Here is a 19,111-nt window from a genome sequence, read left to right on the forward strand (position 1 = left end):
TATTATCTTCCGGCCGGTCGCAAGGTCTGCCGTTACTGGATCGTCGGCGATGTCCACAATGCGCCCGGCCGCAGCATGTTCGTGCGCTTGACAGGGTCCGAGACGGGCTAGGGCGCCGGCGGCCGGTGGCAGGACGCCAGTTCCGGCGATTATGGCGATCTCCCCGATGTCATCCGCGCCCCGCTGCGGGCTCCATGACTTCCATGATGTCGCGCGCAAGGCGATCCGCTTTCTCGGCATGCCGCATCCGCACCCGGCAGGGGTATCTTCCGCTGCATCGCTTCAGGACGAGCCAGCGCAGAGCGTCGGAGGGCAGCGTCTCATCCGCAAGCTCTTGCCATGAGTACGCTATGCTTGCTCACAGCAGCACGGCGGAGAGAAGCTATGGCCGTCTCGTTCAAGGGTGCGCACTTCCCCAAGACATCATCCTGTACGCTGTCTTCTTCTACTTGCGCTACAACCTATCCTATCGCGTCGCGACCTCAAGAAGATCATGGCCGAGCGCGGAGTCACGGTCGATCATGCACCGCTCAACAGGTGGGTGGAACGTTATGCCGGCTTGGTTGCGGAAGATGCCGTAGGCGAAAGCAGCCGACCGCATCCGGGCCTTTTCCCCGCCATAGCTGGCAGGATAGGCGCGGATGCCCCCTTGGGCCGCTTCTCGCGCGCCGCCCCAACTGTTCGGTTCGTCGTCCGCCCGGTCGCGCGGATTGTGCATGGCCGTGTGCCCGTCCTGCTGAAAATGGTGGAATGGGCAGCGCGGGGCATTGATGGGAAGATGGTTGAAGTCCGAGCTGCCAAGCCCCTTCAACTGGGTGCCCGGATAGCTGAAGTCGCGCAGAGGAACTATCAGCTTGGCAGCGCCCGCTAAGGAACGGCCAATCGCATGGACCCGGTGCAAGGCCGGATGGCTATTCCGACCGCCGATCCGCCGGACAACGCATCTCAGACGCGTCCTCGCACCTTATCATCATGAATATTGCACGGCACTACCTGCGCCAGTGGAAGGACAATCCTGTCCGCGAAATCCTCGCCGGGGCGGTGGCAACCTTTGCCCTGATCCCCAAAGTCATCGCCTTTTCCTTTACCGCCGGGATCGATCCCGCCGTCGGGCTTCATGCCTCGTTTGTCATCAGCATCGTCATCGCCCTGTTCGGTGGCAGGCCCGCGATGATCTCGGCGGCGGCCGGTCGGCTTTGCCCGGCTGACCACGCTCATGCGCTATGTCTCGAACTCGGTCCGCACAGGCTTTGTCAACGCCCTGGCCATCCTGATCTTTGCCGCGCAACTGCCGCATATCGCGAATGCCGGGGCCAGCGGCTATGCCGTGATCGCCGCCGGTCTTGCGGTGATCTATCTTGCGCCGCGCCTGACGGCGTCATCCTTGTTCCCGCGCTGGCCATTGCGATGGTCGGCCTTCTGGAAAGCCTGATGACGGCGGGGGTGGTCGATGACCAGACCGGCACGCCGTCCAACAAGAATGCCGAGGCGCGCGGCCTGGGGCTGGCCAATGTTGCCGCCAGCCTGTCTGGCGGCATCGCGGGCTGCGGCATGATCGGGCAGACCGTCTCGAACGTCAAATATGGCGGCGGCTTTCGACGCTGGCCGCAGGGGGGCTGCTGCTTTCACTGATGGTGGTGGCCGGCGATCTGATCGGCCAGGTGCCGGTGGCGGCCTTGGTCGCGATCATGATCATGGTGTCCATCGACACGCTGGACTGGGCATCCCTGAGGCGGCTGCGCTCCACACCGGCCTTGTCCAATCTGGTCATGCTGGCGACGGTGGCGGTAACGATCCTCAGCCACAACCTGTCGCTGGGGATGTTGATCGGCGTGCTGATGAGCGGCGTGTTCTTTGCCGCAAAGGTGGCCGCCATGCAGCATGCCGCCGTGAGGGCGATCATTCCATCATGGAAGGGCAGATCTTCTTCGCTTCGGCCGAGGCTTTTATCGAGGCCTTCGATCCGATCGACCATAATGGTCCGGTGACCATCGACCTGTCGCGCGCCAGGCTGTGGGACATCACGGCCATGGCGGCTGTCGAAAAGGTGCGGGACCGCTTCTTGCGTCACGACCTGCCCGTCACGCTCAAGGGGCTGGAGCATCCTGCCTGAATTCGCTTCAAGGTGCTTGTTCATCTGGTGGATCGGCAGGTCGGCGGTCCAAGACGAAGCACGCTGATCGGGCGGCCCTGCGCGAAGGCTCGCAACCAAACCTAGCCTGGGGCCGTTCGAAGGCATGTGGAACTGGGTCTTGCAGCACGCCTCTGTTGTGCAGGCGGTCATCGCACTGGTCACGGCCGGGGTCTGGATTGCGTATCTCCACGTCTTTGTGGAAAGCCTGCGGCGCCAGCGGCGCAGCGAAATCCTGATCACCATGGGCGGCGAACGGGGCCTTGGCGGTCGCGTCCTGATCAGCAATCTGGGGCTGGAGCCGATCTATGTCCTCGACATCCTGCTGGGGCGCAGCACCGAGAGCGCCGAAGACCTCGTATCCGTGATCGACAAGACGGAAGGCGGCGCGTCGGGAAGCGCGAGGGGGGCGACCCTGCAGCGGCCCCTGAAAAGCGGGGAACATATCGATATCGGCACCATCGACGATCTGCTGGATCGCGCCGCCTGGGGGCCGCGCCGGGACAGAAGCGACGGCGATCTTTCCCGGATCGAGATCACCGTCGCAGCCGTGACCGCGGCCGCGTCGGGGATCGTGGCCGCCCGGCGGGCCTTCGCCGTTCAGCACCGCGACGGGCAACTGATCCTGCGGCCACAAACCCTTTATGCAGAGCAGATCCGGGGACGGGAGGGCCGCCGCCGGATCGAGAACCAACTGGCCGCCCGGCTGTGATCACAAAGGGCCGCACCGGCCGCTCGGGCCCGGATTTCGGGTCTGGTGGTGAAATCCTGATCCCCTGCCCCTATGATCGCCGCATGCTGAACCCCAATTCTGAAACAGCATGGTTTCCCAGTGCAGGGCGCTTTTCCTTTCATGTGTTCGCGGCGGCAGGCGCTGCCATGGCGGGCTGGGCCGCCGACCCGCGGCGGCCCGAAGCCGGCAGTCATTCGGGCAGGCGATAGGCGATGATGTAGTCGCCGATGGGTGTTTCCATGAAGTGATGGCCCGTCGCGGCGATCAGGACATACTGGCGGCCGTCCACCTCGTAGGAGATCGGATTGGCCTGCCCGCCTGCGGGCAGCACGTCCTGCCAGAGGGTCTCGCCGGTCTCGATGTCGATGGCGCGGAACAGGTTGTCGGTCGCGGCGCCGATGAAGATCAGCCCGCCTGCGGTGACTACCGACCCGCCGTTGTTGGGCGTGCCGATCTTCATGGGCAGCATGGAGGGGATGCCGAAAGGCCCGTTGCGCCGGGCGGTGCCGATGGGGGTGTCCCACAGCGTCTTTCCGGTGTTCAGGTCGATGGCGCGGATGCCGCCATAGGGGGGCCGCGTGCAGGGAACGCCGGTGACGTCGTTGCGCCAGCCCGCGTTCACGTCTATGGCATAAGGGGCACCGGCCTGGGGATCGCCCGCGCCCTCGGCCCCGCCGACATCCGCGTTCTCGCCCGCCTCACCGCCCGGCGGCTGCGCATTGATCGGGCGCAGGCCCATCCGGTCGGCCTCCTCGCGCGGGATTAGGCGGTTGAAGTTCGGCACGTCGTTGTAGTTGGCGACAATGATCTGGCGATCCGTATCCACCGCGACCGATCCCCAGTCCGATCCGCCGTTATAGCCGGGATACTGGATCCACCGCTTGTCGGCTGACGGCGGCGTGTAGAAGCCCGCGTAATTCGCGCGGCGGAACTGGATGCGGCACCACAGCTGGTCGATGGGGGTGAAACCCCACATGTCCTTTTCGACCAGATTGTCCTTGCGCAGCGTGTGCCATTCCGATGTTGGCTGCGTGGGGGACAGGAAATCAGGCTCGACGCTGCCTTCGTCGGGGGCCGGAACCTCGCCCACGGGGGTCAGCGGCTCGCCCGTGGCGCGGTCGAGGATGTAGATGTCACCTTGCTTCGATGGCAACAGGATCGCCGGGGTGGTCTGCCCGTCTCCGGTCGGGAAGTCCAGCAGCGTCGCCTGGCTGCCCAGGTCATAGTCCCAGACATCCTTGTGAACCGTCTGGAAGTTCCAGCGCGGCTCGCCCGTCAGCGCGTCAAGCGCCACCAGCGAGGTCGCCCACTGGTTTTCCAGGTCCGAGCGGTTCGAGCCGTAGTAATCGACCGAGGAATTGCCCATCGGCAGATAGACCAGTCCCAAGTCTTCGTCCGCGGTGGCGGTGGTCCACATGTTGGGCGTGCCGCGGGTAAAGGTTTCGCCGGCGGGCGGCTGGCCGTATTCGCCGGGCCTGCCCAGATCCCAGGCCCACAGGAATTCGCCCGTGACCGCGTCGAAGCCGCGGATCACGCCTGATGGCGCGTCCTCGGCCTGGCCGTCCTTGACCTGCGCGCCGGTGACAAGAACGCCGCGCACGATGGCCGGGGGCGCGGTGACGGCATACCAGCCGGGCACCTTCTCGCCGATCCCTTGCCACAGGTCCACCTGACCGCCTTCGCCAAAATCCCTGCAAGGCTGGCCGGTGCGCAGATCGACCGCGATCAGGCGGGCATCTATGGTGCCTTCGATCACGCGGGTCTTGCATTGCGCGTCCTCTGCCAGGTCGGGCGCGGTATAGACGGACACGCCCCGGCAGGACGCGGAATAGGGGATGGCGTCGTTGCTGACCTGCGGGTCGAAGCGCCAGTTCTCCTTGCCCGTTTCCGCGTCGATCGAGATCAGGATGTTCTTGGCCGAACACATCACCAGTTGATCGCCGATCTTCAGCGGCGTGGTTTCTGCCGCGTACTTGCCCTCGGCGCTGCCGGTTGGCATGTCACCGGTGCGATAGACAAAGGCGCGCTCCAGCCGACCCACGTTGTCGCGGGTGATCTGGTCCAGCGGAGAATAGCGTGTGGCCTGCGCATCGCCGCCCCAGAAGGGCCAGTCGGCGCCGATCTGCGGCTGCGGCCGGGGGCTGCGGTCGGTCTGGTCGGACCTTGGGATCGGATCGACCGTTTCGGCGGCAGAGGCGGGATCGACAGCTTCAGGGCTTTCTGGTGCCGGCGCTGCGTCAAGGGTCGCGGCGGGCGCGGGCGCTTCGGCCGCCGGGTCGGGAGAAGGTTGGGTCGCGGGCGCTTGCGGCGCGTCTGGCGCTTGCGCCAGAACCGGGGGGGCCGCCCAGGCCGTCAGCATCGCGATGACCGAGGCGGAAAGCAGGGGATTGCGCATGATGATGCCCTCAGCGGTCGCGGCGGGTGGCGGTGGCGGGAACGACGAACAGGATCAGGACCAGAACAACCGTGGGCGCGACAAGGCGGGGAACCTGCGCCCACCAGTCGGTGCCTACCTCCCAGAAGGCCCAGGCCACCGTGCCCAGCCAGATCAGGCCGTAGACCGGCAAGGCATCGCTGCTGCGGGTGGCCAGCAGCCAGGCCGTCACCAACAACCCTGCCCCGGCGACGGCATAATACCAGCTTCCGCCAAGAACGATCAGCCAGATGCCGCCGCCCAACAGGGCCAGCCCGAACAGCGCCAGCACAATGGCAAGGATGACGGCGGCGATCCACCAACCGCCGCCGCGCAGGGGATCCGGCCTGCGCAAGCGCGCGGGATCGGTGCGAAGATGGGCCATGATTGCTCCTCTCAGCTTGTCGAATCCAGCCTTTGCAAGAGCCGGTGACTGGAATTGCAACCCAGAGGGAAGGCTGCCGTTCCTGAAAACGTGCAGAAAGTGCCGATCCGCCACAAACGCGCATGGGTTTGGATTGCCCGAAACCGCAGTTGTTCGTCCCGCAGGATCGGGTGCGTTTCCACGGCCGGCGGCAAATCTTGAGGCAAGAGGATCAGGCGGAAGCTTTTGCTGCAATGCCGGATTGTTTGTGATCTCGCGCGCAAGCCTGTAGGATGGCAATGCCTGAAAACAGCGCAACGGCGTCCGCCTTGTCCACCTTTGCCTTTTGGGAGATCCGCAGATCGACACCAACCCAAGCCAAGAAGGAGTGGTCTTGACCCAGAACTCCGATATTCCCCTTGGTCCCGAAGCACCGGACGCCATCCCGGCCCCAGAAGGTGCGACGCAGATCATCCAGACCGATTACGAGATCGGCCAGGACAACATCAACTATCGCCGCCGGTTCGTGTTCGAACTGGACATCCACAACGTCGTCTTCAGCGTTTCGGCGATCGGGGTGGTCGCCTTTACCCTGCTGACGCTGATGTTCCAGAACACGCTGGCCCCGTTCTTCACTGGCCTGCGGGGTTTCCTGACGGCGAACCTGGACTGGTTCTTCATCATCGCCGCCAATGTCTTTGTGCTGCTGTGCGTGGCCCTTATCGTTCTGCCCCTGGGCCGCATCAGGCTGGGTGGCCCCGAGGCGACGCCCGATTACAGCTATGCGTCCTGGTTCTCGATGCTGTTCGCGGCGGGCATGGGCATCGGGCTGATGTTCTATGGCGTGGCCGAGCCGCTGGGCAACTTCACCGCCGCCTTTGACGGGCCCGTCGTCGGGCCGGACGGGCTGCGGACCGACTGGGCGCCGCTGCATGGCGCGCCCGGCGATGCCGAGGGCGCCCGGCGCCTTGCCATGGCTGCCACGATCTTCCACTGGGCGCTGCACCCTTGGGCGATCTATGCCGTTGTCGCCCTGTCGCTGGCTTTGTTTTCCTTCAACAAGGGCCTGCCGATGACCCTTCGGTCGATCTTCTACCCCATCTTCGGGGAACGGGTCTGGGGCTGGCCGGGACACCTGATCGATATTCTGGCGGTGTTCGCCACGCTTTTCGGGCTTTCGACCTCGCTGGGCTTCGGCGCACAGCAGGCCAGCGCGGGGCTGAACTTCCTGTTCGGGCTGCCTGCGACCACCAGCGCGATGATCGTTCTGATCATCATCATCACCGGCATCGCCACGGCCTCGGTCATTGCCGGCATGGACAAGGGCGTCAAGCTTCTGTCTGAGATCAACATGGGCTTGGCCTTCCTGCTGCTGGTCTTCATCATCGCGGTCGGTCCGACGCTGCAGATCGCCACGGGCTTCTTCAAGAACCTGCTGGCCTATGCCGAATACCTGCCCGCGCTGTCCAACCCGTTCGGGCGGGACGACGACAACTTCCGCCAGGGATGGACGGCCTTCTACTGGGCATGGTGGATCAGCTGGTCGCCTTTCGTGGGCATGTTCATCGCCCGCGTCAGCCGGGGCCGCACGGTGCGCGAACTTCTGATCGCGGTGCTGGTGATCCCGTCAGTGGTTTCGACCTTGTGGATGACGACGCTTGGCGGCACGGCGATCAGCCAGGTGATGAACCAGGGCCTGACCTCGGTGCAGGATGCGGCGCTGGAGTTGCAGCTGTTCGAGATGCTGGCCCATCTGCCGCTGACGGCGATTACCTCGCTGATCGGGATCGTGCTGGTGATCGTGTTCTTTGTCACCTCCTCCGATTCCGGCTCTCTGGTGATCGACACGATCAGCGCAGGGGGCAAGATCAATGCCCCGGTTCCCCAGCGCGTTTTCTGGGCGACGTTCGAAGGCCTTGTCGCCATTGCGCTGATGCTAGGCGGCGGGCTGGCGGCGTTGCAGGCAATGGCAGTCTCGACAGGGTTTCCCTTCGCCATCGTGCTGCTGAGCGCGTGTTTCGCACTGGTCAAGGGATTGAGGGCCGAACCGCGATAAAAAACCCGGTCCCGTCTTCAAGAAGGCGGGATCACATCCACGCTGCCACCGCAATACCAGGCGTTCGGCTGTCCGGGCTCCGGGTACCCCGCACCTTCTTGCCGTCAGATACAGGGCTCGGCGCGTGGTGCGGGGATTTGTTCCTGACCGCCCTCAGCTCCCCGTCATCCGAGGGGGGTCGAGGGGCGACAGATCCTCAGCCTCCTTGAGCGGCGGATTTTTCTCCAGATCGGCAATAAGGCTTCTCATCTCTCCGATTTCCCGCACCTGCGCCTCGATGATCCCGTCGGCAAGGTCGCGGACGCGCGGGTCGCGGATAATCGACGACGAACTACGGGTGGAACCGCACCAATTCCAGCATGTGCTGGCGATCCTTGGGGCAGAGGAAGCCGCGCGTCAGCACCACGATCATCAACTGATCGCCCTGCAGATCGTACATGCGGCGACGAGTCTTGGTATGGCCGGGCAGGACATAATCGGGAAATTTGGCCCCGGAACGATGTCTGGCCTCTTGGTAACCTCCTTCCGGGTGTGGGCGGTTCTCTAACCGGGGCGCGACCTGAACCTCGTCCTGGGCCGCCAGGGCGCCCGCCCCAACCAGCATCGCGACCTTTTCGCCCGCGTTCAGGATCTCGGCCGCGCGCTTCAGGTCGGCCTCTTGGGGATCACGACGGGGAGGGAATAGCCCGTGCCGGAAAAGACGGATACATGCGCGCGGCGGATCGACATAGTCCAGTTCCTGCAAGTCATTGGGAAAGATCAGGGCCGATACGCGCCGCTAGCCGATGGCCGCGCGGAAGGCCCGATCGGTCAGGTGACGGACCTGTTCGGGAACCATGACGGTGTGGACATGATGGCCCGCCACGTCCTTGAACATCGACACCAGGTCGATTTACTGCTGGTAATGCGCGCCAAGCGCGGTGTGCGCCTGCTGCCCTGCAATCGCCAGAACCGGCATATGGTCGGCGCGCGCATCGTAAAGCCCGGTCAGAAGATGCGCGGCCCCCGGGGTTGCTAGGCAGACGCCGATCTCTCCTGTGAACTTGGCATGGGCCACGGCCATGAAGCGGCCATTTCCTCGTGCCGGACCTGCACGAACTCGATATCGCCGCCCCGCCATCGCAACGCGCCAAGAAGTCCGTGGATGCCGTCGCCAGGATAGCCGAAGACGTGGCGGACGCCCCAGTCCCACAGCCTTTGTCAGAAGAAATCCCCGACCGCCGCAATCGCACGGCCCCTTTGCGTCATCCAGCAGAGCAACCGAACGACGGCGGAGAGGTTCCCTGCGCGCTGAACCCGGGCGCGCTATCGTGATCCTATCAGGCTGCCATTTTCCGGCAGCTTTCGGCGCAGACCGCACAGGTGCCTTGTGCAGGCCGGTGCCGTTCAGCATGAAGCTCGCCGAGGTCTGGCAGATCTCGACGCAGGCCATCATCAGCGGGAAATGATGTGCCTCGACATGCTGGCCACCCCGTTTCAGGCAATGATTTATCGCCATGCCAAGTGGTCTTGCCCCCATTTCGCCGGACACTCAGGCGGTTGCGGCTTGAGCAGCAATGAACTCGCGGGGCGAGCGCATCTTCAGCCCTGAGTGAGGGGGTTGTCGTTGTACTCCTCGAACCAGCTTCCGATCAATCCAAGGACGGTCTGGGCAGCCGGCAGCGGCGTCATCTGGACGTAGTCGCGCTTCAGTGTCTTCACGAAGGGGCGAGCCATTGTCCGCCATCGGTACGAGGATATGGCGAGCGAGATGCCATTGCTTTGTGGGCTCTGCACCGGGGTAAAGCAGGGTTTCAGCCCGAACTGATGGGCGAAGATCTGAGTATCCTTTGCGATGTAAGGCGGCCCATTGTCGGTCAGCATCTCGATTGTCGCTGGCGCACGCAATGCCTTGAACCGCCGCTCCACGGCTTCAAGCATGATGTCGCGAATGTCGGACCCGCTGATGCCGGCATTGACCACAGCCCTCCAGGCGATGATCTCGCGGTCCTGGGCATCAATGATAAAGGCGCCGCGGATCACATCGCCGTTCCGAGCTGGGTGAACTCAAAGCTGCACCAGCGGAGGTTCGAGCGCATCACGATGATCTTGCCGTCATGGATGTGCTCCGGCCGCGCAGAGTATTTCCGCGCCAGCAATAGGTTATGAGCCTTCATGATCCTGTAGGTGCGCTTGTGATTGACCGGTGCCAGGCCTTCCGACCGCAGTTGGCGGTTCAGGAGCGCCGTGATCCGATGGTAGCCGTGGGTCGGGCCGTGCTGCGACAAGCGCCGTGATGAGCGGCACCACCGCCGCGTCTTGCGCTTTATGGTAGCGCCGCCGCGGCTTCGCTTTGCTATTCAATCGGTCGACCAGGTTCGAACGGGCGACGCCCAGCGTCTCCTCGACGACCCTCCTTTAGATAGGATTAAATCCCGGTGATCGTCGGTTCAGCATCAACGACCACCCGGCCCTTAGTTTCAAAGCAGCCCCAGCCAGCGTGGCAGCGCTAGCGAGAGCGAGGGGATGAAGGTCGTGAGGATCATCACGGGCAGGGCGACCAAGGCCATCATCCGCAGAGCAGGTCCGACGGCATGATGGACAGAAACCTTGCCGATCCGGCAGGCCATGAACAGGACAGGCGCCATGGGAGGGCTGTTGGCGCCGATGACCACCGAGGTCGCAACAATGGCCGCGAAATGGACCGGGTGAACATCCACGGACATCATCAGCGGCAGGAGGAGGGGCGCGATCACGACGGTGACGGAAACGTCGTCCACGATCGCTCCCGCGATGATGAGAAAGACGTTCACCAGCAGCATGACCCCGATGGGGCTGCTCACGAGAGAGGCCACCAACTCCGTCAGATCCTGCGGAATGCGTTCCGCCACGAGAATGCGGCCGATGACGAAGGAGAAGAGAAGGATCAGCACGATCGATCCGGTCGTCTCTGCTGCAGCGACCGTGCTGTCGCGCAGGTGCCGCAGGCTCATGTCACGATAAATGAAGAGGCCCACCAGCACCGCGGCGACCACGGCAAAGGCCGCGGCCTCGGTCGGCGTGAAGACGCCGCCGTAGATGCCGCCGATGATGATAACCGGCAGAGAGAGCGCCGGCAGGGTGCGAAGCGTGATGCGCCATTTTTCCCCGCCCGATAAACGAACGTCTTGCCGAAGTTCCCGGAAGTTTCGGCCAACCTGGCTGCGGTTGTAGATCATGAGGCCGAACATCAGCAGGATGCCGGGCATGATCGAGGCCGCAAAGCAGGCAGCAACAGACTGCTGCGTGGCAACGGCAAAGAGGATCATCGTGATCGAGGGCGGGATCAGGATACCCAGCAGAGAGGATATTCCGAGAAGGGCTGCCGAGTATCCGCGCGGATAGCCGCGCTCGGCCATGGGGTCGATCATCAGGGTGCCAATGGCAGCGACCGCTGCTGTCGCGGTGCCCGCAATGGCGCCGAAAACGCCAGATGCGCCCACCATGGCATTGCCCATGCCGCCTCGGCGCCGCCCGATCGCCATTTCCAGAAAGGCCACCAAGCGACCCGCGATGCCGCCCGACTGCATCAGATAGCCTGCCAGGATAAACAACGGCAGGGCCAGCAGGATGACCGAATTCAGCGACCTGAAGCCCTGGAGCATCAGCGTGTTCAGGTTGACGTCGTAGAGCCAGACCAGAGCCGCCACCACGCCGGCAAAGGACCAGGCGACCGGCAGTCCGATGCCGAGAAGCAGCAACAGCAGGCCGAGAACCAGCAATCCTTCCATCTTCAGGCCTCCTTGCGAAGATAGGAAAGCTGGAGTGCCGCGCGCGCAATATCACGCAAGGCATAGATCATGGCGCAAAATGCTGCGAGCGCCAGCGGCATCTGTGCCCAGACCAGCGGGATGTCCAGCACGGGAATGCTCTGGGGACGCTTCATGCCCCAGGCCAGCATCTTCCAGACCCAGTGAGCGAAAAAGCCGGCGATGATCAGCGTCAGGATGGAAACGACCAGGCTGTGTGCGGCTTTTGCGCGTGACGACGATAGCGACGTTGCCAGGAAGTCGACGACCAGATGCTCGTTGCGGCGGGACGCCAGAACGGCGCCCGCCATGTAAAGCCAGACAGCCGCCAAGAGGCTCGCCTCATGCATTCCGACAAGCGAGTAGCCAAAGAAGAACCGGCTGATCACCAGACTGACCAGTGCCAGCGTGACCACGGCACTGGTGGCAAGAACAATCAGGTCCAGGACCCAGGCAAGCGCCCGGTCCGCAATGCTCAGAAAGGTGATCACCGGCTCCTCCGCGGGGTCCTGCTCAGTCGGCTGCCGTATTCTGGCGCACGAGGTCCAGAAGCTCGGCACCAATCATCGCCTCCATCTGCGGCCAGACCGTGTCGCGCACAGTCGCCCTGAGGCTGGCGAGTTCCTCGTCGCTCAGTTCCACATAGGTGTGGCCAAGCTTCTTCCACTCTTCGACATAGCTTTCATCGGCGCGTTGGGCGTTCTCGAACTGGGCCAGCATGACCTGTTCAGCACCTGCCGCGACCGCGGCCTGGTGTTCGGGAGAGAGCGCGTCCCAAGTCTCCAGGTTGGCCGTCAGGATGCCTGTCAGGAATTGCTGGCGGCTGTGGACGTAATCGGTGAGGACGTCGCCGAAATACTCGTAGTCATAGAAGATCACGTTGGCGCTGTCGCCGTCGACCACGCCGGTCTGGATCGCTGAATAAAGCTCGCCCCAGTCGATGGTGGCGGTCTGATAGCCCATGGCTGCGATCGTTTCGGTAAAAGGAAAGACCGGAGGCACACGGACCTTGAAGGCCTTCGCCGCCTCGACGGTCGTCGCATGGCCGTCCTTGGTGCCGACGCCATTGAAGCCTTCGGGCCAGGCGCCGAGGAACTTCAGGCCATTGTCTGCATAAACGTCCGACAGCGCGGTGCTGAGCCAGCCATCCTTGCCATAGGCTGCCAAGGCCTTTTCCCATTCGGTGAACATGTAGGGGGTGTAGATCAGCGAGATGCGCTGATCATAGGAGGTCATCGGCCAGTTCAGCATCAGGTCGATATCGCCTGCCATGAGCAGGTCAAAGACTTCCTGCTGGCCGCCGAGTTCGTTCTGGTAGAAGATCTCGAAGGTCAATTCGCCGTTTGTCGCGGTTTCGACAGCCTTGGCCCAGGCGTCGATGGCCTTCCCGGGCTCGGAGCCCTTGGCCCCTGAGTCGGTCGCGATCTTCAGCGTCTCGGCCATGGCCGGTCCGGCCCATGCCGCGCATGACAGGAATGCAGCCAGCAGTGTCGCGCCCTTGAGGCTGCGCAGAGCGTTCGTCATCATGTTTCTTCCCTTGAGACGGCCTCTCCTCAGGCCTCGTGTCGGTTCCTGAACAGTTCGTAGGCAAACCGCGCCCTGACCCCGATGTCGAGGAAGGGCCGCGGTGGAACAGGCGTGGGGGTTCCCAGGCTGATCATGTCGGCGATCAGCGGGTTGTCCTCGCCCAGGGCCATCTCGGCGGCCAGCCGGCCGCTGATCGTGCCCTTGGCGACGCCCACGGCATTCTGGCAGACCGCGCTCCAGACATTCGGGGCAACCTGGCCAAACCCTGGCGCCCCATTGCGCGACAGGCAGATATAGCCCGTCCAGGTGTGCTCCATCGTCACGCCCTTCAGCATCGGGAAACGCTGTTCGAAAAGGCGCTGATGCTCGGCGCGGATCTTCAGCCGGCGCTCGTCCGACTGGCGCAACTCGGGGCAGAAGTGAATGTTCTGGCGGATCAGGATGCGGCGGTCGTTGGTATAGCGCATCGTGATGCCCGCAAAGGCATTGGCCGGAGTCGAGCCCCAGGGCGCGATATTGCCCAAGGTTGCCTGCTCGGCCTCTGTCAGCCTTCGTGTGAGGCTGGCATGGGCGGCGAAGTTCAGGAGCTTGCCCTTCCAGAACCCGAACCGCATGGCCAGTCCGTTGACCGCCAGGACTGCCTTGGGCGCCCGAACGGAGCCGTTCGCCGTCCGAAGGGTGATGGTCGAACCGAAGTCCGCCTCAAGCACCGGGCAGTTCTCATAGAGTGTCACGTTCTCGGGCAGGTTCTCACCCAGGCCACGGTTCAGCGCCGCCGGATTCAACAACACCGTGCCGGGTGTATAGACCGAAGCCGCGAAATGCCGCGTGCCCAGCCTTCTGGCAGTCTCCTCGCGGCCAAGCCATTCATAGGGCTCGCCCAGACGGTTCAGTTCTTCGACGGTGGGCTTCAGGACCTCCTCTGCACCGTGATCGGATGTGGCGGTGTGGTATTTTCCATCCTCGCTCCAGTCGCAGTTGATCCCATAGCGATGGACGCAGTCACGGAGCGAGGCGATCCCGGCGCGCGACAGGCGGAGATAGGCGTTGCCCTTGGCAAGCTCCTCCAGCGAGGAGCCCACATTATGGGGCAGGTCGATGGCGAAGCCTGAATTGCGGCCGGACGCATTCTCGCCCAGTTGCTGGGCATCAAAAACCACGACCTTTGCGTCGGGGCGCAATTCGCCGAGCCGGCGTGCAGCACCGATCCCCGCGAAACCTGCGCCGATCACGATGACGTCTGCCGTAATATCTCCCTTCAGCGCCGGCCGCGGCTGGCGCGGCGGCAAAAGCGCGCTCCAACCGTTGGTGCGGTCATCCTTGGGAAAGAGAGCGATGCGGGTCATGCCGAAGGCTCGTTGATCCAGCTTGCGGGTTGCAGGCTGTAGAAAACGAGGGCATCGCGGGAGATGTAACGCACGGGCGTTTCTGCCGGCAGCCAGATGGTGTCCATCGGTCCGGCTTCCAGAAGTCCTTCGGGCGTTTCGACAGCAAAGGTGCCGGAGATGACCAGGATCAGTTCGTCATATTTGACCTGCCAAGGAATGTCGGCGTCCTTGAAGCGGGCAAAGCCGCCCGACAATTCGCTGCGATCGGCAAGGCCCGCGACTTCCACGACCTCTGCCATGTCCGGATGGGCAAAGCGCGGCTGGAAATCCAATCCGGCAAAGCGGTTCACCCGCGCGGGCGATTTTCCGGCTTTTGTCATTCTTCCCCCTCATCGCTCTTCACACCTGACGGCGGAGGGCTCTGGCCGCCCTCCATACAGGTGTGTATCTATGGATACAATCGTGTATGGAACTGTCAATGAAAAGTCGTGAAGTCCTCGAGCGCGTCAGTCGGGATGGTGAGGAGGGGCCTCAACAACCCCGTTTGAGCCGCGCCGACTGGCTGTCTGCAGCACTGGATCTTCTTGTCGAGAGCGGAGTTGATGCGGTTCGCATCACACGTCTGGCAGACCGCCTCGGCGTCACGCGGGGCAGTTTCTACTGGCACTTCGCTGATCGGGGCGCGTTGCTTGCAGCCATGCTGGAGGTCTGGGAGCAGACAAACACCGCCAGTGTCATTCGCGCCGCCACTGACTCGGGTGACCTGGAGGACAGGGTGCTCGCACTCTTCATGTGCTGGGTAGATCCAGACCTCTTCGATCCAAAGCTCGAGTTCGCGGTGCGGGACTGGGCCCGGGGCGATGCAAAGCTGCAGGCCGTCATCAAGGAGACTGACCGGAAGCGCATGGAGGCCCTGATTGCCATGTTTGCAGAAGGCGGCTTTGCCGAACGCGAAGCCGTTATCCGGGCCCGGAATTTCTACTACACGCAGATGGGCTATTACGCTTTGAACGTTCAGGAGACGCTTTCGGAACGCTTGTCTTATCTTCCTCTTTATTTTGAAACCTACACCGACCGGCAGCTTGGTCATGAAGCCGAGCAGGAATTCATGCGGCAGGTCGGTGAAAAGAAAACCCTCTGGGGCGGTTAGGTCTGCACCGGATTTAACTGCTGCACCTGCAAGACTTGCCGCTCAGCCAAGCGAAGGGGAACGGCGGTTTCATCTGATTGCGATTGCTTGGTCCATCGATGAAGCCTCGCACGCGCTGCAGGACCGGGCGGTCATCGTCCTGCTCCATGCCCCCTTGGCCCGCATTGATGAAGTCGCCCAAGAAAACCGCGAGAATATCGAGGCCGGTCGGGCCACGAATGACGAAAAGGCATGGCTGGCGGCGTGGCACGCCGACCTTGCCGAAATCGAAGCCATCCAATCAGCCGCGCAGGAAGGGACAGCAGCATGATGATCGACAGGAAGGCCGCGGCCGAACGGCTGGAGAATGAGGCGGCGCGTCTTGCGGCCATTCTGGCGCGGGCCACGCCCGTGGAAGGATCCGGGCCTGCGATCCCGATTGCGCCGGCGCGCGGCCCGCAGCGCAGCTTCACCCCGCATGTCGTCATGCCGGACGAAAAGGCGAAGGGCGGCTACAAGGTCGAGGCCACGGGCTGGCGCGGCTTCAATGCCGTCAAGGCCATGGACATCTTCGACGATCTGCAACGCCGGGCGGAGGCGCGCAAGGACAAGGACGGCAACCCTGGCACGTCTCCCTTCACCAAGGGGCAGGTCAACATCGCGCGGCGCTATCGCGACCTGGTCGAGCGGCACGACGCGGGCGGCATGAAATGCGCCAGCCTTGAGACGCGGGGCAGCTGCGGCGCGACCTCGGGCGGCGAGTTCATCGACGCCTTCGTGGCGGAGGGTCGGGAAATCCAGCGCTTGCAGCGGCTGATCGGCACCGGCGCGGCCATGGTTGTCAGACGGGTGCGGCCTTCGGTGCGGGGCGAGAAGGGCGCGCGCATCATCACCGATCGCGCCTTGGTGGATGCGATCTGCCTGCATGGGAAGAGCTTCAGGCAGGTGCTGAAGGCACATGGCTGGACTGGATCGTCGCGAAACATTGACATGCTTGTCACTGCTCTGGCGGCTTCTCTGGATCTGATGCAAGGCTTCGCGATCGCAGGAAAAATTCTTGACGGCTTATATCACACGGCCCTGTCTTCCTTGACATCATCCGGAATTGCGCCCGCAGGGATTGTCACCCTCGCGAGCGCTTCCATGACTGCTGCCTCTTCCTCATTCCCTTGCGTGCGAGGGATGGTTCTGCCTGGAAGGATGGATCACCCATGGAGCCGGGCAAGCGATGTGGTCGCAAGCCCGAGCAATCCTTGCAGGTGGGAATTGCGAGAGGTCAGGAAGAAACTCGCGATGGGGTCGTGATCCCGTTGAGCTTGGCCTGACGTTCCAGGCGCGCGAGCAGGTCGCGGTATTCAAGGTTGTGAGAATACGCACCTATCGCCGAAATGATCATGCTCCAGTCGTCTGGAGACACAGCGGGGCGAAAAGCGGAAACACTTTCAGATCGGTACATGGAAACACCTACAGACGGCACTAAATACGAACATGTTACCCTGAGGTTGTTTTTTGACCAACTGGTCTTTTGTACAGGCTAATCCGACCCTGAGACGAACAGCGATAAACCAGGGGAAGCTGCCGCGCCCCACACCACGAACAGGTCCGCGTCCCAAGGGATGGCAGCCCCCGGCAGCCAGGCGGGTGGGAAGCCCGCCGCAACCTCAGCGGCGGGCACGCCGCCGCAAACCGGCCATCAGGGCCAACCCGCTTGCCAGAAGCACGGCCGCAGCCGGGACCGGAACGGGTGCCGGGACCACGCTCACTTGCGAGATGCCGTATCCGTCATAGCCCGGCTCGGTCTTGGTCGAAAACAGGAACTCGGCCGCCGTGACGGCCTTGCCGAAGTCCACGGTCATCCGTCGCTGCGGGCGTGCGGGTCCAGGAACCACCCGCCCTCCCGCTTGGCGAGTTCTTGACGGTGATCTGTCCATCGACCACGGCCAGGACAATGCGCCCGCTGCGCCGCCGTCCGGCCCCGTCCACCGCGATCAGATCCTCGTCAAGGATGCCCTCGGCTTCCAGGCTATCGCCCGAGACGCGCCACCAGAAGGTCGCGTGTTCGTGGCGGATAACCCATTTCATAGGGTCAACCGTGTCCTCAAGATCGTCGGCCGCAGGCGAGGGAAAACCGGCTGGCACCTGAATGGCGGCCAACGGCATGGCGCGCTCGATCAGCGTGACGCTGAGAGGATGAAGATCAAGTGACACGGACCAGAACAATCAGTGAACATATGGCATGGTTCCGATATGCCCCTGATCGTCAAGGACCACGGTTCACGGCATGGACAAAAAGGTGGGGATAGGCTGCGGGTCCGGCACAGGTTGGCCCGCATGGAGCATGGTTCTGGCCGGATCTTCCAGCCGGACGGCAAGCACTCGGGACCATGATACAACACAGGTGCCGCCCGGCTGATGAGCCTCTTGTGTCTGAACATGACGCGAACGGCAACTTGTCTATTTGGGCAACATCCCAAGACTTAATCTTCATTAAGTTACTGGAACTCTTGCGCTCTGAAACGCTCTTTCAATAAATGCTCGCAAGAAACAAGAAAATATCGGGCAGAATACAACGGGAGGATGTGCATAGATGGGCATCATCGATCCAGACATCATCGCCTTCCTGCAGAACTACAGACAGGCGCAACAAGGCAACGGATGCAAGGTCCAGCGATCCGTGGGATCGGTTCTTGTAGACTCGCTTTGCCGGTCCATGATGACGGCTCCGACCCTAGAGTTGGTTGCCGCTTAGTGGAGGCGAACTGTCTGACGTCAGCGCCCATGGAACAGATTAGGCCGATTGCGTGACGGAGGGTTCTTGGCTCATCGTAGCGCTTATGGAGCGAAGATGAGCAAGAAACCCATGACGACGAAAGCCGAGGCGGAGAAGGCGGTCAAAGATATCCGCCGGGCGACGCGCAAGATCCACAGCGCCGAAGAGAAGATCAGGATTGTCCTGGCGGGTCTTCGCGGCGAGGACAGCATTGCCGAGCTGTGCCGTCGCGAAGGGATCGCGCAGAGCCTGTATTACAGCTGGTCGAAGGAGTTCCTCGAGGCTGGCAAGAAGCGCCTCGCCGGTGACACGGCGCGCCAGGCGACCAGCATGGAGGTCAAGGACCTGCGCGCCGAAGCACTGGCGCTCAAGGAGGTTGTAGCCGACCTGACCCTCGAGAACCGCCTGCTCAAAAAAAACACGACCGGGGCTGGGGGCGAGCACGAATGAGATACCCAGCATCCGAGAAGCTCGAGATCATCCGCATCGTCGAGCAATCCCACCTGCCGGTTCGCAGGACTTTGGCACAGATCGGGGTGCCGCCCACGACCTTTTACCGGTGGTATGATCGATATGTCGAACACGGCCCGGAAGGCTTGGAAGACCGCCCCTCACGGCCGTCCCGGGTCTGGAACCGCATCCCCGATGCTGTGCGTGATCGGATCGTGGAACTGGCACTCAGCGAGCCGGACCTTTCGCCGCGGGAGTTGGCCGTTCGCTTCACGGATACAGAAAAGTATTTCGTGTCAGAAGCGTCCGTGTATCGGCTGCTGAAGTCCTATGACCTCATCACCAGCCCGGCCTATGTGGTGATCAAGGCCGGGGACGAGTTCAGGGACAAGACCACTCGGCCAAACGAGATGTGGCAAACCGACTTCACCTATCTCAAGGTG

At 63.0% G+C, this 19,111-nt stretch carries 22 protein-coding genes, 5 pseudogenes and 1 other annotated feature; of the genes and pseudogenes, 12 read left to right on the plus strand and 15 right to left on the minus strand.

Going from position 1 to position 19,111, the window contains the following annotated elements; translation table 11 throughout:
* Positions 1–384 precede the first annotated feature (384 nt).
* Positions 385–597: pseudogene (locus AAIL68_RS15635) on the plus strand (IS6 family transposase); the annotation flags it as partial.
* A 91-nt stretch (positions 598–688) separates the two neighbouring features.
* On the opposite strand, the pseudogene AAIL68_RS15640 reads toward AAIL68_RS15635, so the two are convergent.
* A pseudogene (locus AAIL68_RS15640) lies at positions 689–901 on the minus strand (catalase); the annotation flags it as partial.
* Positions 886–941, plus strand: a sequence feature (sul1 is cis-regulatory element that is thought to sense ions involved in sulfur or methionine metabolism; They are found in Alphaproteobacteria). (Overlaps the previous pseudogene by 16 nt.)
* Before the next feature lie 31 nt (positions 942–972).
* Between AAIL68_RS15640 and AAIL68_RS15645 the strand changes: the two are divergent.
* The 3 genes and pseudogenes from AAIL68_RS15645 to AAIL68_RS15655 form a co-directional block, all read left to right on the plus strand.
* Positions 973–1,125, plus strand: a pseudogene (locus tag AAIL68_RS15645) (hypothetical protein); the annotation flags it as partial.
* A gap of 91 nt (positions 1,126–1,216) precedes the next feature.
* A complete protein-coding gene (locus AAIL68_RS15650; protein ID WP_347140681.1) occupies positions 1,217–1,432 on the plus strand; it encodes a hypothetical protein in 216 nt (71 codons plus the stop codon).
* Positions 1,408–1,632 carry a SulP family inorganic anion transporter gene (locus tag AAIL68_RS15655; RefSeq protein WP_347140678.1) on the plus strand — a complete coding sequence of 75 codons (225 nt, stop codon included), beginning with the start codon at positions 1,408–1,410 and terminating at the stop codon, positions 1,630–1,632. The genes AAIL68_RS15650 and AAIL68_RS15655 overlap by 25 nt, the downstream gene beginning before the upstream one ends.
* On the opposite strand, the gene AAIL68_RS15660 is transcribed toward AAIL68_RS15655, so the two are convergent.
* Positions 1,577–1,903 carry a hypothetical protein gene (locus AAIL68_RS15660; protein ID WP_347140661.1) on the minus strand — a complete coding sequence of 109 codons (327 nt, stop codon included), beginning with the start codon at positions 1,901–1,903 and terminating at the stop codon, positions 1,577–1,579. The genes AAIL68_RS15655 and AAIL68_RS15660 overlap by 56 nt on opposite strands.
* A gap of 6 nt (positions 1,904–1,909) precedes the next feature.
* On the opposite strand from AAIL68_RS15660, the gene AAIL68_RS15665 reads away from it, so the two are divergent.
* Together AAIL68_RS15665 and AAIL68_RS15670 are read left to right on the plus strand one after the other, a co-directional pair.
* Complete coding sequence (locus AAIL68_RS15665) at positions 1,910–2,113, plus strand: STAS domain-containing protein (RefSeq protein ID WP_347140662.1); 204 nt, start codon at positions 1,910–1,912, stop codon at positions 2,111–2,113.
* A 157-nt stretch (positions 2,114–2,270) separates the two neighbouring features.
* Positions 2,271–2,843: a hypothetical protein gene (locus tag AAIL68_RS15670; protein ID WP_347140663.1), complete on the plus strand. Its 573-nt coding sequence runs from the start codon at positions 2,271–2,273 to the stop codon at positions 2,841–2,843.
* A 211-nt stretch (positions 2,844–3,054) separates the two neighbouring features.
* Here AAIL68_RS15670 and AAIL68_RS15675 read toward each other — a convergent pair whose 3' ends face one another.
* Together AAIL68_RS15675 and AAIL68_RS15680 are read right to left on the minus strand one after the other, a co-directional pair.
* The gene (locus AAIL68_RS15675) at positions 3,055–5,259 is read right to left on the minus strand and encodes a pyrroloquinoline quinone-dependent dehydrogenase (RefSeq protein ID WP_347140664.1); all 2,205 of its coding nucleotides are present in this window, start codon (positions 5,257–5,259) and stop codon (positions 3,055–3,057) included.
* Between the two features lie 10 nt (positions 5,260–5,269).
* Entirely contained in the window at positions 5,270–5,662 is a 393-nt protein-coding gene (locus tag AAIL68_RS15680) for a glucose dehydrogenase (RefSeq protein WP_347140665.1), read from the minus strand.
* Positions 5,663–6,035: 373 nt separating this feature from the next.
* On the opposite strand from AAIL68_RS15680, the gene AAIL68_RS15685 reads away from it, so the two are divergent.
* Positions 6,036–7,697: a BCCT family transporter gene (locus tag AAIL68_RS15685; protein WP_347140666.1), complete on the plus strand. Its 1,662-nt coding sequence runs from the start codon at positions 6,036–6,038 to the stop codon at positions 7,695–7,697.
* A gap of 331 nt (positions 7,698–8,028) precedes the next feature.
* Here AAIL68_RS15685 and AAIL68_RS15690 read toward each other — a convergent pair whose 3' ends face one another.
* The 9 genes and pseudogenes from AAIL68_RS15690 to AAIL68_RS15730 form a co-directional block, all read right to left on the minus strand.
* A complete protein-coding gene (locus tag AAIL68_RS15690; protein WP_347140667.1) occupies positions 8,029–8,442 on the minus strand; it encodes a hypothetical protein in 414 nt (137 codons plus the stop codon).
* Between the two features lie 147 nt (positions 8,443–8,589).
* Entirely contained in the window at positions 8,590–8,760 is a 171-nt protein-coding gene (locus AAIL68_RS15695; RefSeq protein ID WP_347140668.1) for a thiamine pyrophosphate-binding protein, read from the minus strand.
* On the minus strand, positions 8,712–8,891 hold the full coding sequence (locus tag AAIL68_RS15700; protein WP_347140679.1) for a thiamine pyrophosphate-binding protein: 180 nt from the start codon (positions 8,889–8,891) through the stop codon (positions 8,712–8,714). The genes AAIL68_RS15695 and AAIL68_RS15700 overlap by 49 nt, the downstream gene beginning before the upstream one ends.
* Positions 8,892–9,228: 337 nt before the next feature.
* Positions 9,229–10,091, minus strand: a pseudogene (locus AAIL68_RS15705) (DDE-type integrase/transposase/recombinase); the annotation flags it as partial.
* Positions 10,092–10,156: 65 nt separating this feature from the next.
* Positions 10,157–11,446, minus strand: coding sequence for a TRAP transporter large permease (locus tag AAIL68_RS15710; RefSeq protein ID WP_347140669.1), 1,290 nt, complete (start codon positions 11,444–11,446; stop codon positions 10,157–10,159).
* Between the two features lie 2 nt (positions 11,447–11,448).
* On the minus strand, positions 11,449–11,955 hold the full coding sequence (locus tag AAIL68_RS15715) for a TRAP transporter small permease (protein WP_347140670.1): 507 nt from the start codon (positions 11,953–11,955) through the stop codon (positions 11,449–11,451).
* Positions 11,956–11,977: 22 nt separating this feature from the next.
* The gene (gene dctP, locus AAIL68_RS15720) at positions 11,978–12,991 is read right to left on the minus strand and encodes a TRAP transporter substrate-binding protein DctP (protein WP_347140671.1); all 1,014 of its coding nucleotides are present in this window, start codon (positions 12,989–12,991) and stop codon (positions 11,978–11,980) included.
* Positions 12,992–13,017: 26 nt separating this feature from the next.
* Positions 13,018–14,337: an FAD-binding oxidoreductase gene (locus AAIL68_RS15725; protein WP_347140672.1), complete on the minus strand. Its 1,320-nt coding sequence runs from the start codon at positions 14,335–14,337 to the stop codon at positions 13,018–13,020.
* Complete coding sequence (locus AAIL68_RS15730; protein WP_347140673.1) at positions 14,334–14,699, minus strand: ethanolamine utilization protein EutQ; 366 nt, start codon at positions 14,697–14,699, stop codon at positions 14,334–14,336. The genes AAIL68_RS15725 and AAIL68_RS15730 overlap by 4 nt, the downstream gene beginning before the upstream one ends.
* Positions 14,700–14,797: 98 nt before the next feature.
* Between AAIL68_RS15730 and AAIL68_RS15735 the strand changes: the two genes are divergently transcribed.
* From AAIL68_RS15735 to AAIL68_RS15745, 3 genes are all read left to right on the plus strand, one after another.
* Positions 14,798–15,469 carry a TetR/AcrR family transcriptional regulator gene (locus tag AAIL68_RS15735; protein WP_347140674.1) on the plus strand — a complete coding sequence of 224 codons (672 nt, stop codon included), beginning with the start codon at positions 14,798–14,800 and terminating at the stop codon, positions 15,467–15,469.
* A gap of 154 nt (positions 15,470–15,623) precedes the next feature.
* Positions 15,624–15,779, plus strand: a complete 156-nt coding sequence (locus AAIL68_RS15740; RefSeq protein ID WP_347140675.1) for a hypothetical protein — start codon at positions 15,624–15,626, stop codon at positions 15,777–15,779.
* Complete coding sequence (locus tag AAIL68_RS15745; protein ID WP_347140676.1) at positions 15,776–16,753, plus strand: hypothetical protein; 978 nt, start codon at positions 15,776–15,778, stop codon at positions 16,751–16,753. Before AAIL68_RS15740 ends, AAIL68_RS15745 begins: the two co-directional genes overlap by 4 nt.
* Before the next feature lie 356 nt (positions 16,754–17,109).
* On the opposite strand, the gene AAIL68_RS15750 is transcribed toward AAIL68_RS15745, so the two are convergent.
* Together AAIL68_RS15750 and AAIL68_RS15755 are read right to left on the minus strand one after the other, a co-directional pair.
* Complete coding sequence (locus tag AAIL68_RS15750) at positions 17,110–17,304, minus strand: hypothetical protein (protein ID WP_347140682.1); 195 nt, start codon at positions 17,302–17,304, stop codon at positions 17,110–17,112.
* Positions 17,231–17,608, minus strand: coding sequence for a S24 family peptidase (locus tag AAIL68_RS15755; protein WP_347140680.1), 378 nt, complete (start codon positions 17,606–17,608; stop codon positions 17,231–17,233). The genes AAIL68_RS15750 and AAIL68_RS15755 overlap by 74 nt, the downstream gene beginning before the upstream one ends.
* A gap of 427 nt (positions 17,609–18,035) precedes the next feature.
* Between AAIL68_RS15755 and AAIL68_RS15760 the strand changes: the two genes are divergently transcribed.
* On the plus strand, positions 18,036–18,197 hold the full coding sequence (locus tag AAIL68_RS15760; RefSeq protein WP_347140677.1) for a hypothetical protein: 162 nt from the start codon (positions 18,036–18,038) through the stop codon (positions 18,195–18,197).
* 96 nt (positions 18,198–18,293) lie between these two features.
* Positions 18,294–19,111 (plus strand): annotated as a pseudogene (locus tag AAIL68_RS15765) (helix-turn-helix domain-containing protein); the annotation flags it as partial.

The sequence above is a fragment of the Paracoccus sp. SSK6 genome (genome assembly GCF_039770665.1).
Taxonomy (GTDB): domain Bacteria; phylum Pseudomonadota; class Alphaproteobacteria; order Rhodobacterales; family Rhodobacteraceae; genus Paracoccus.

Coding starts and splice junctions, on each gene's coding strand:
- AAIL68_RS15650 (WP_347140681.1), top strand. CDS start 1,217: ATGCGCTATGTCTCGAACTCGGTCCGCACAGGCTTTGTCAACGCCCTG.
- AAIL68_RS15655 (WP_347140678.1), top strand. CDS start 1,408: ATGGTCGGCCTTCTGGAAAGCCTGATGACGGCGGGGGTGGTCGATGAC.
- AAIL68_RS15660 (WP_347140661.1), bottom strand. CDS start 1,903: ATGATCGCCCTCACGGCGGCATGCTGCATGGCGGCCACCTTTGCGGCA.
- AAIL68_RS15665 (WP_347140662.1), top strand. CDS start 1,910: ATGGAAGGGCAGATCTTCTTCGCTTCGGCCGAGGCTTTTATCGAGGCC.
- AAIL68_RS15675 (WP_347140664.1), bottom strand. CDS start 5,259: ATGCGCAATCCCCTGCTTTCCGCCTCGGTCATCGCGATGCTGACGGCC.
- AAIL68_RS15680 (WP_347140665.1), bottom strand. CDS start 5,662: ATGGCCCATCTTCGCACCGATCCCGCGCGCTTGCGCAGGCCGGATCCC.
- AAIL68_RS15695 (WP_347140668.1), bottom strand. CDS start 8,760: ATGGCCGTGGCCCATGCCAAGTTCACAGGAGAGATCGGCGTCTGCCTA.
- AAIL68_RS15710 (WP_347140669.1), bottom strand. CDS start 11,446: ATGGAAGGATTGCTGGTTCTCGGCCTGCTGTTGCTGCTTCTCGGCATC.
- dctP (WP_347140671.1), bottom strand. CDS start 12,991: ATGATGACGAACGCTCTGCGCAGCCTCAAGGGCGCGACACTGCTGGCT.
- AAIL68_RS15725 (WP_347140672.1), bottom strand. CDS start 14,337: ATGACCCGCATCGCTCTCTTTCCCAAGGATGACCGCACCAACGGTTGG.
- AAIL68_RS15730 (WP_347140673.1), bottom strand. CDS start 14,699: ATGACAAAAGCCGGAAAATCGCCCGCGCGGGTGAACCGCTTTGCCGGA.
- AAIL68_RS15735 (WP_347140674.1), top strand. CDS start 14,798: ATGAAAAGTCGTGAAGTCCTCGAGCGCGTCAGTCGGGATGGTGAGGAG.
- AAIL68_RS15745 (WP_347140676.1), top strand. CDS start 15,776: ATGATGATCGACAGGAAGGCCGCGGCCGAACGGCTGGAGAATGAGGCG.
- AAIL68_RS15750 (WP_347140682.1), bottom strand. CDS start 17,304: ATGACCGTGGACTTCGGCAAGGCCGTCACGGCGGCCGAGTTCCTGTTT.
- AAIL68_RS15755 (WP_347140680.1), bottom strand. CDS start 17,608: ATGCCGTTGGCCGCCATTCAGGTGCCAGCCGGTTTTCCCTCGCCTGCG.
- AAIL68_RS15760 (WP_347140677.1), top strand. CDS start 18,036: ATGGGCATCATCGATCCAGACATCATCGCCTTCCTGCAGAACTACAGA.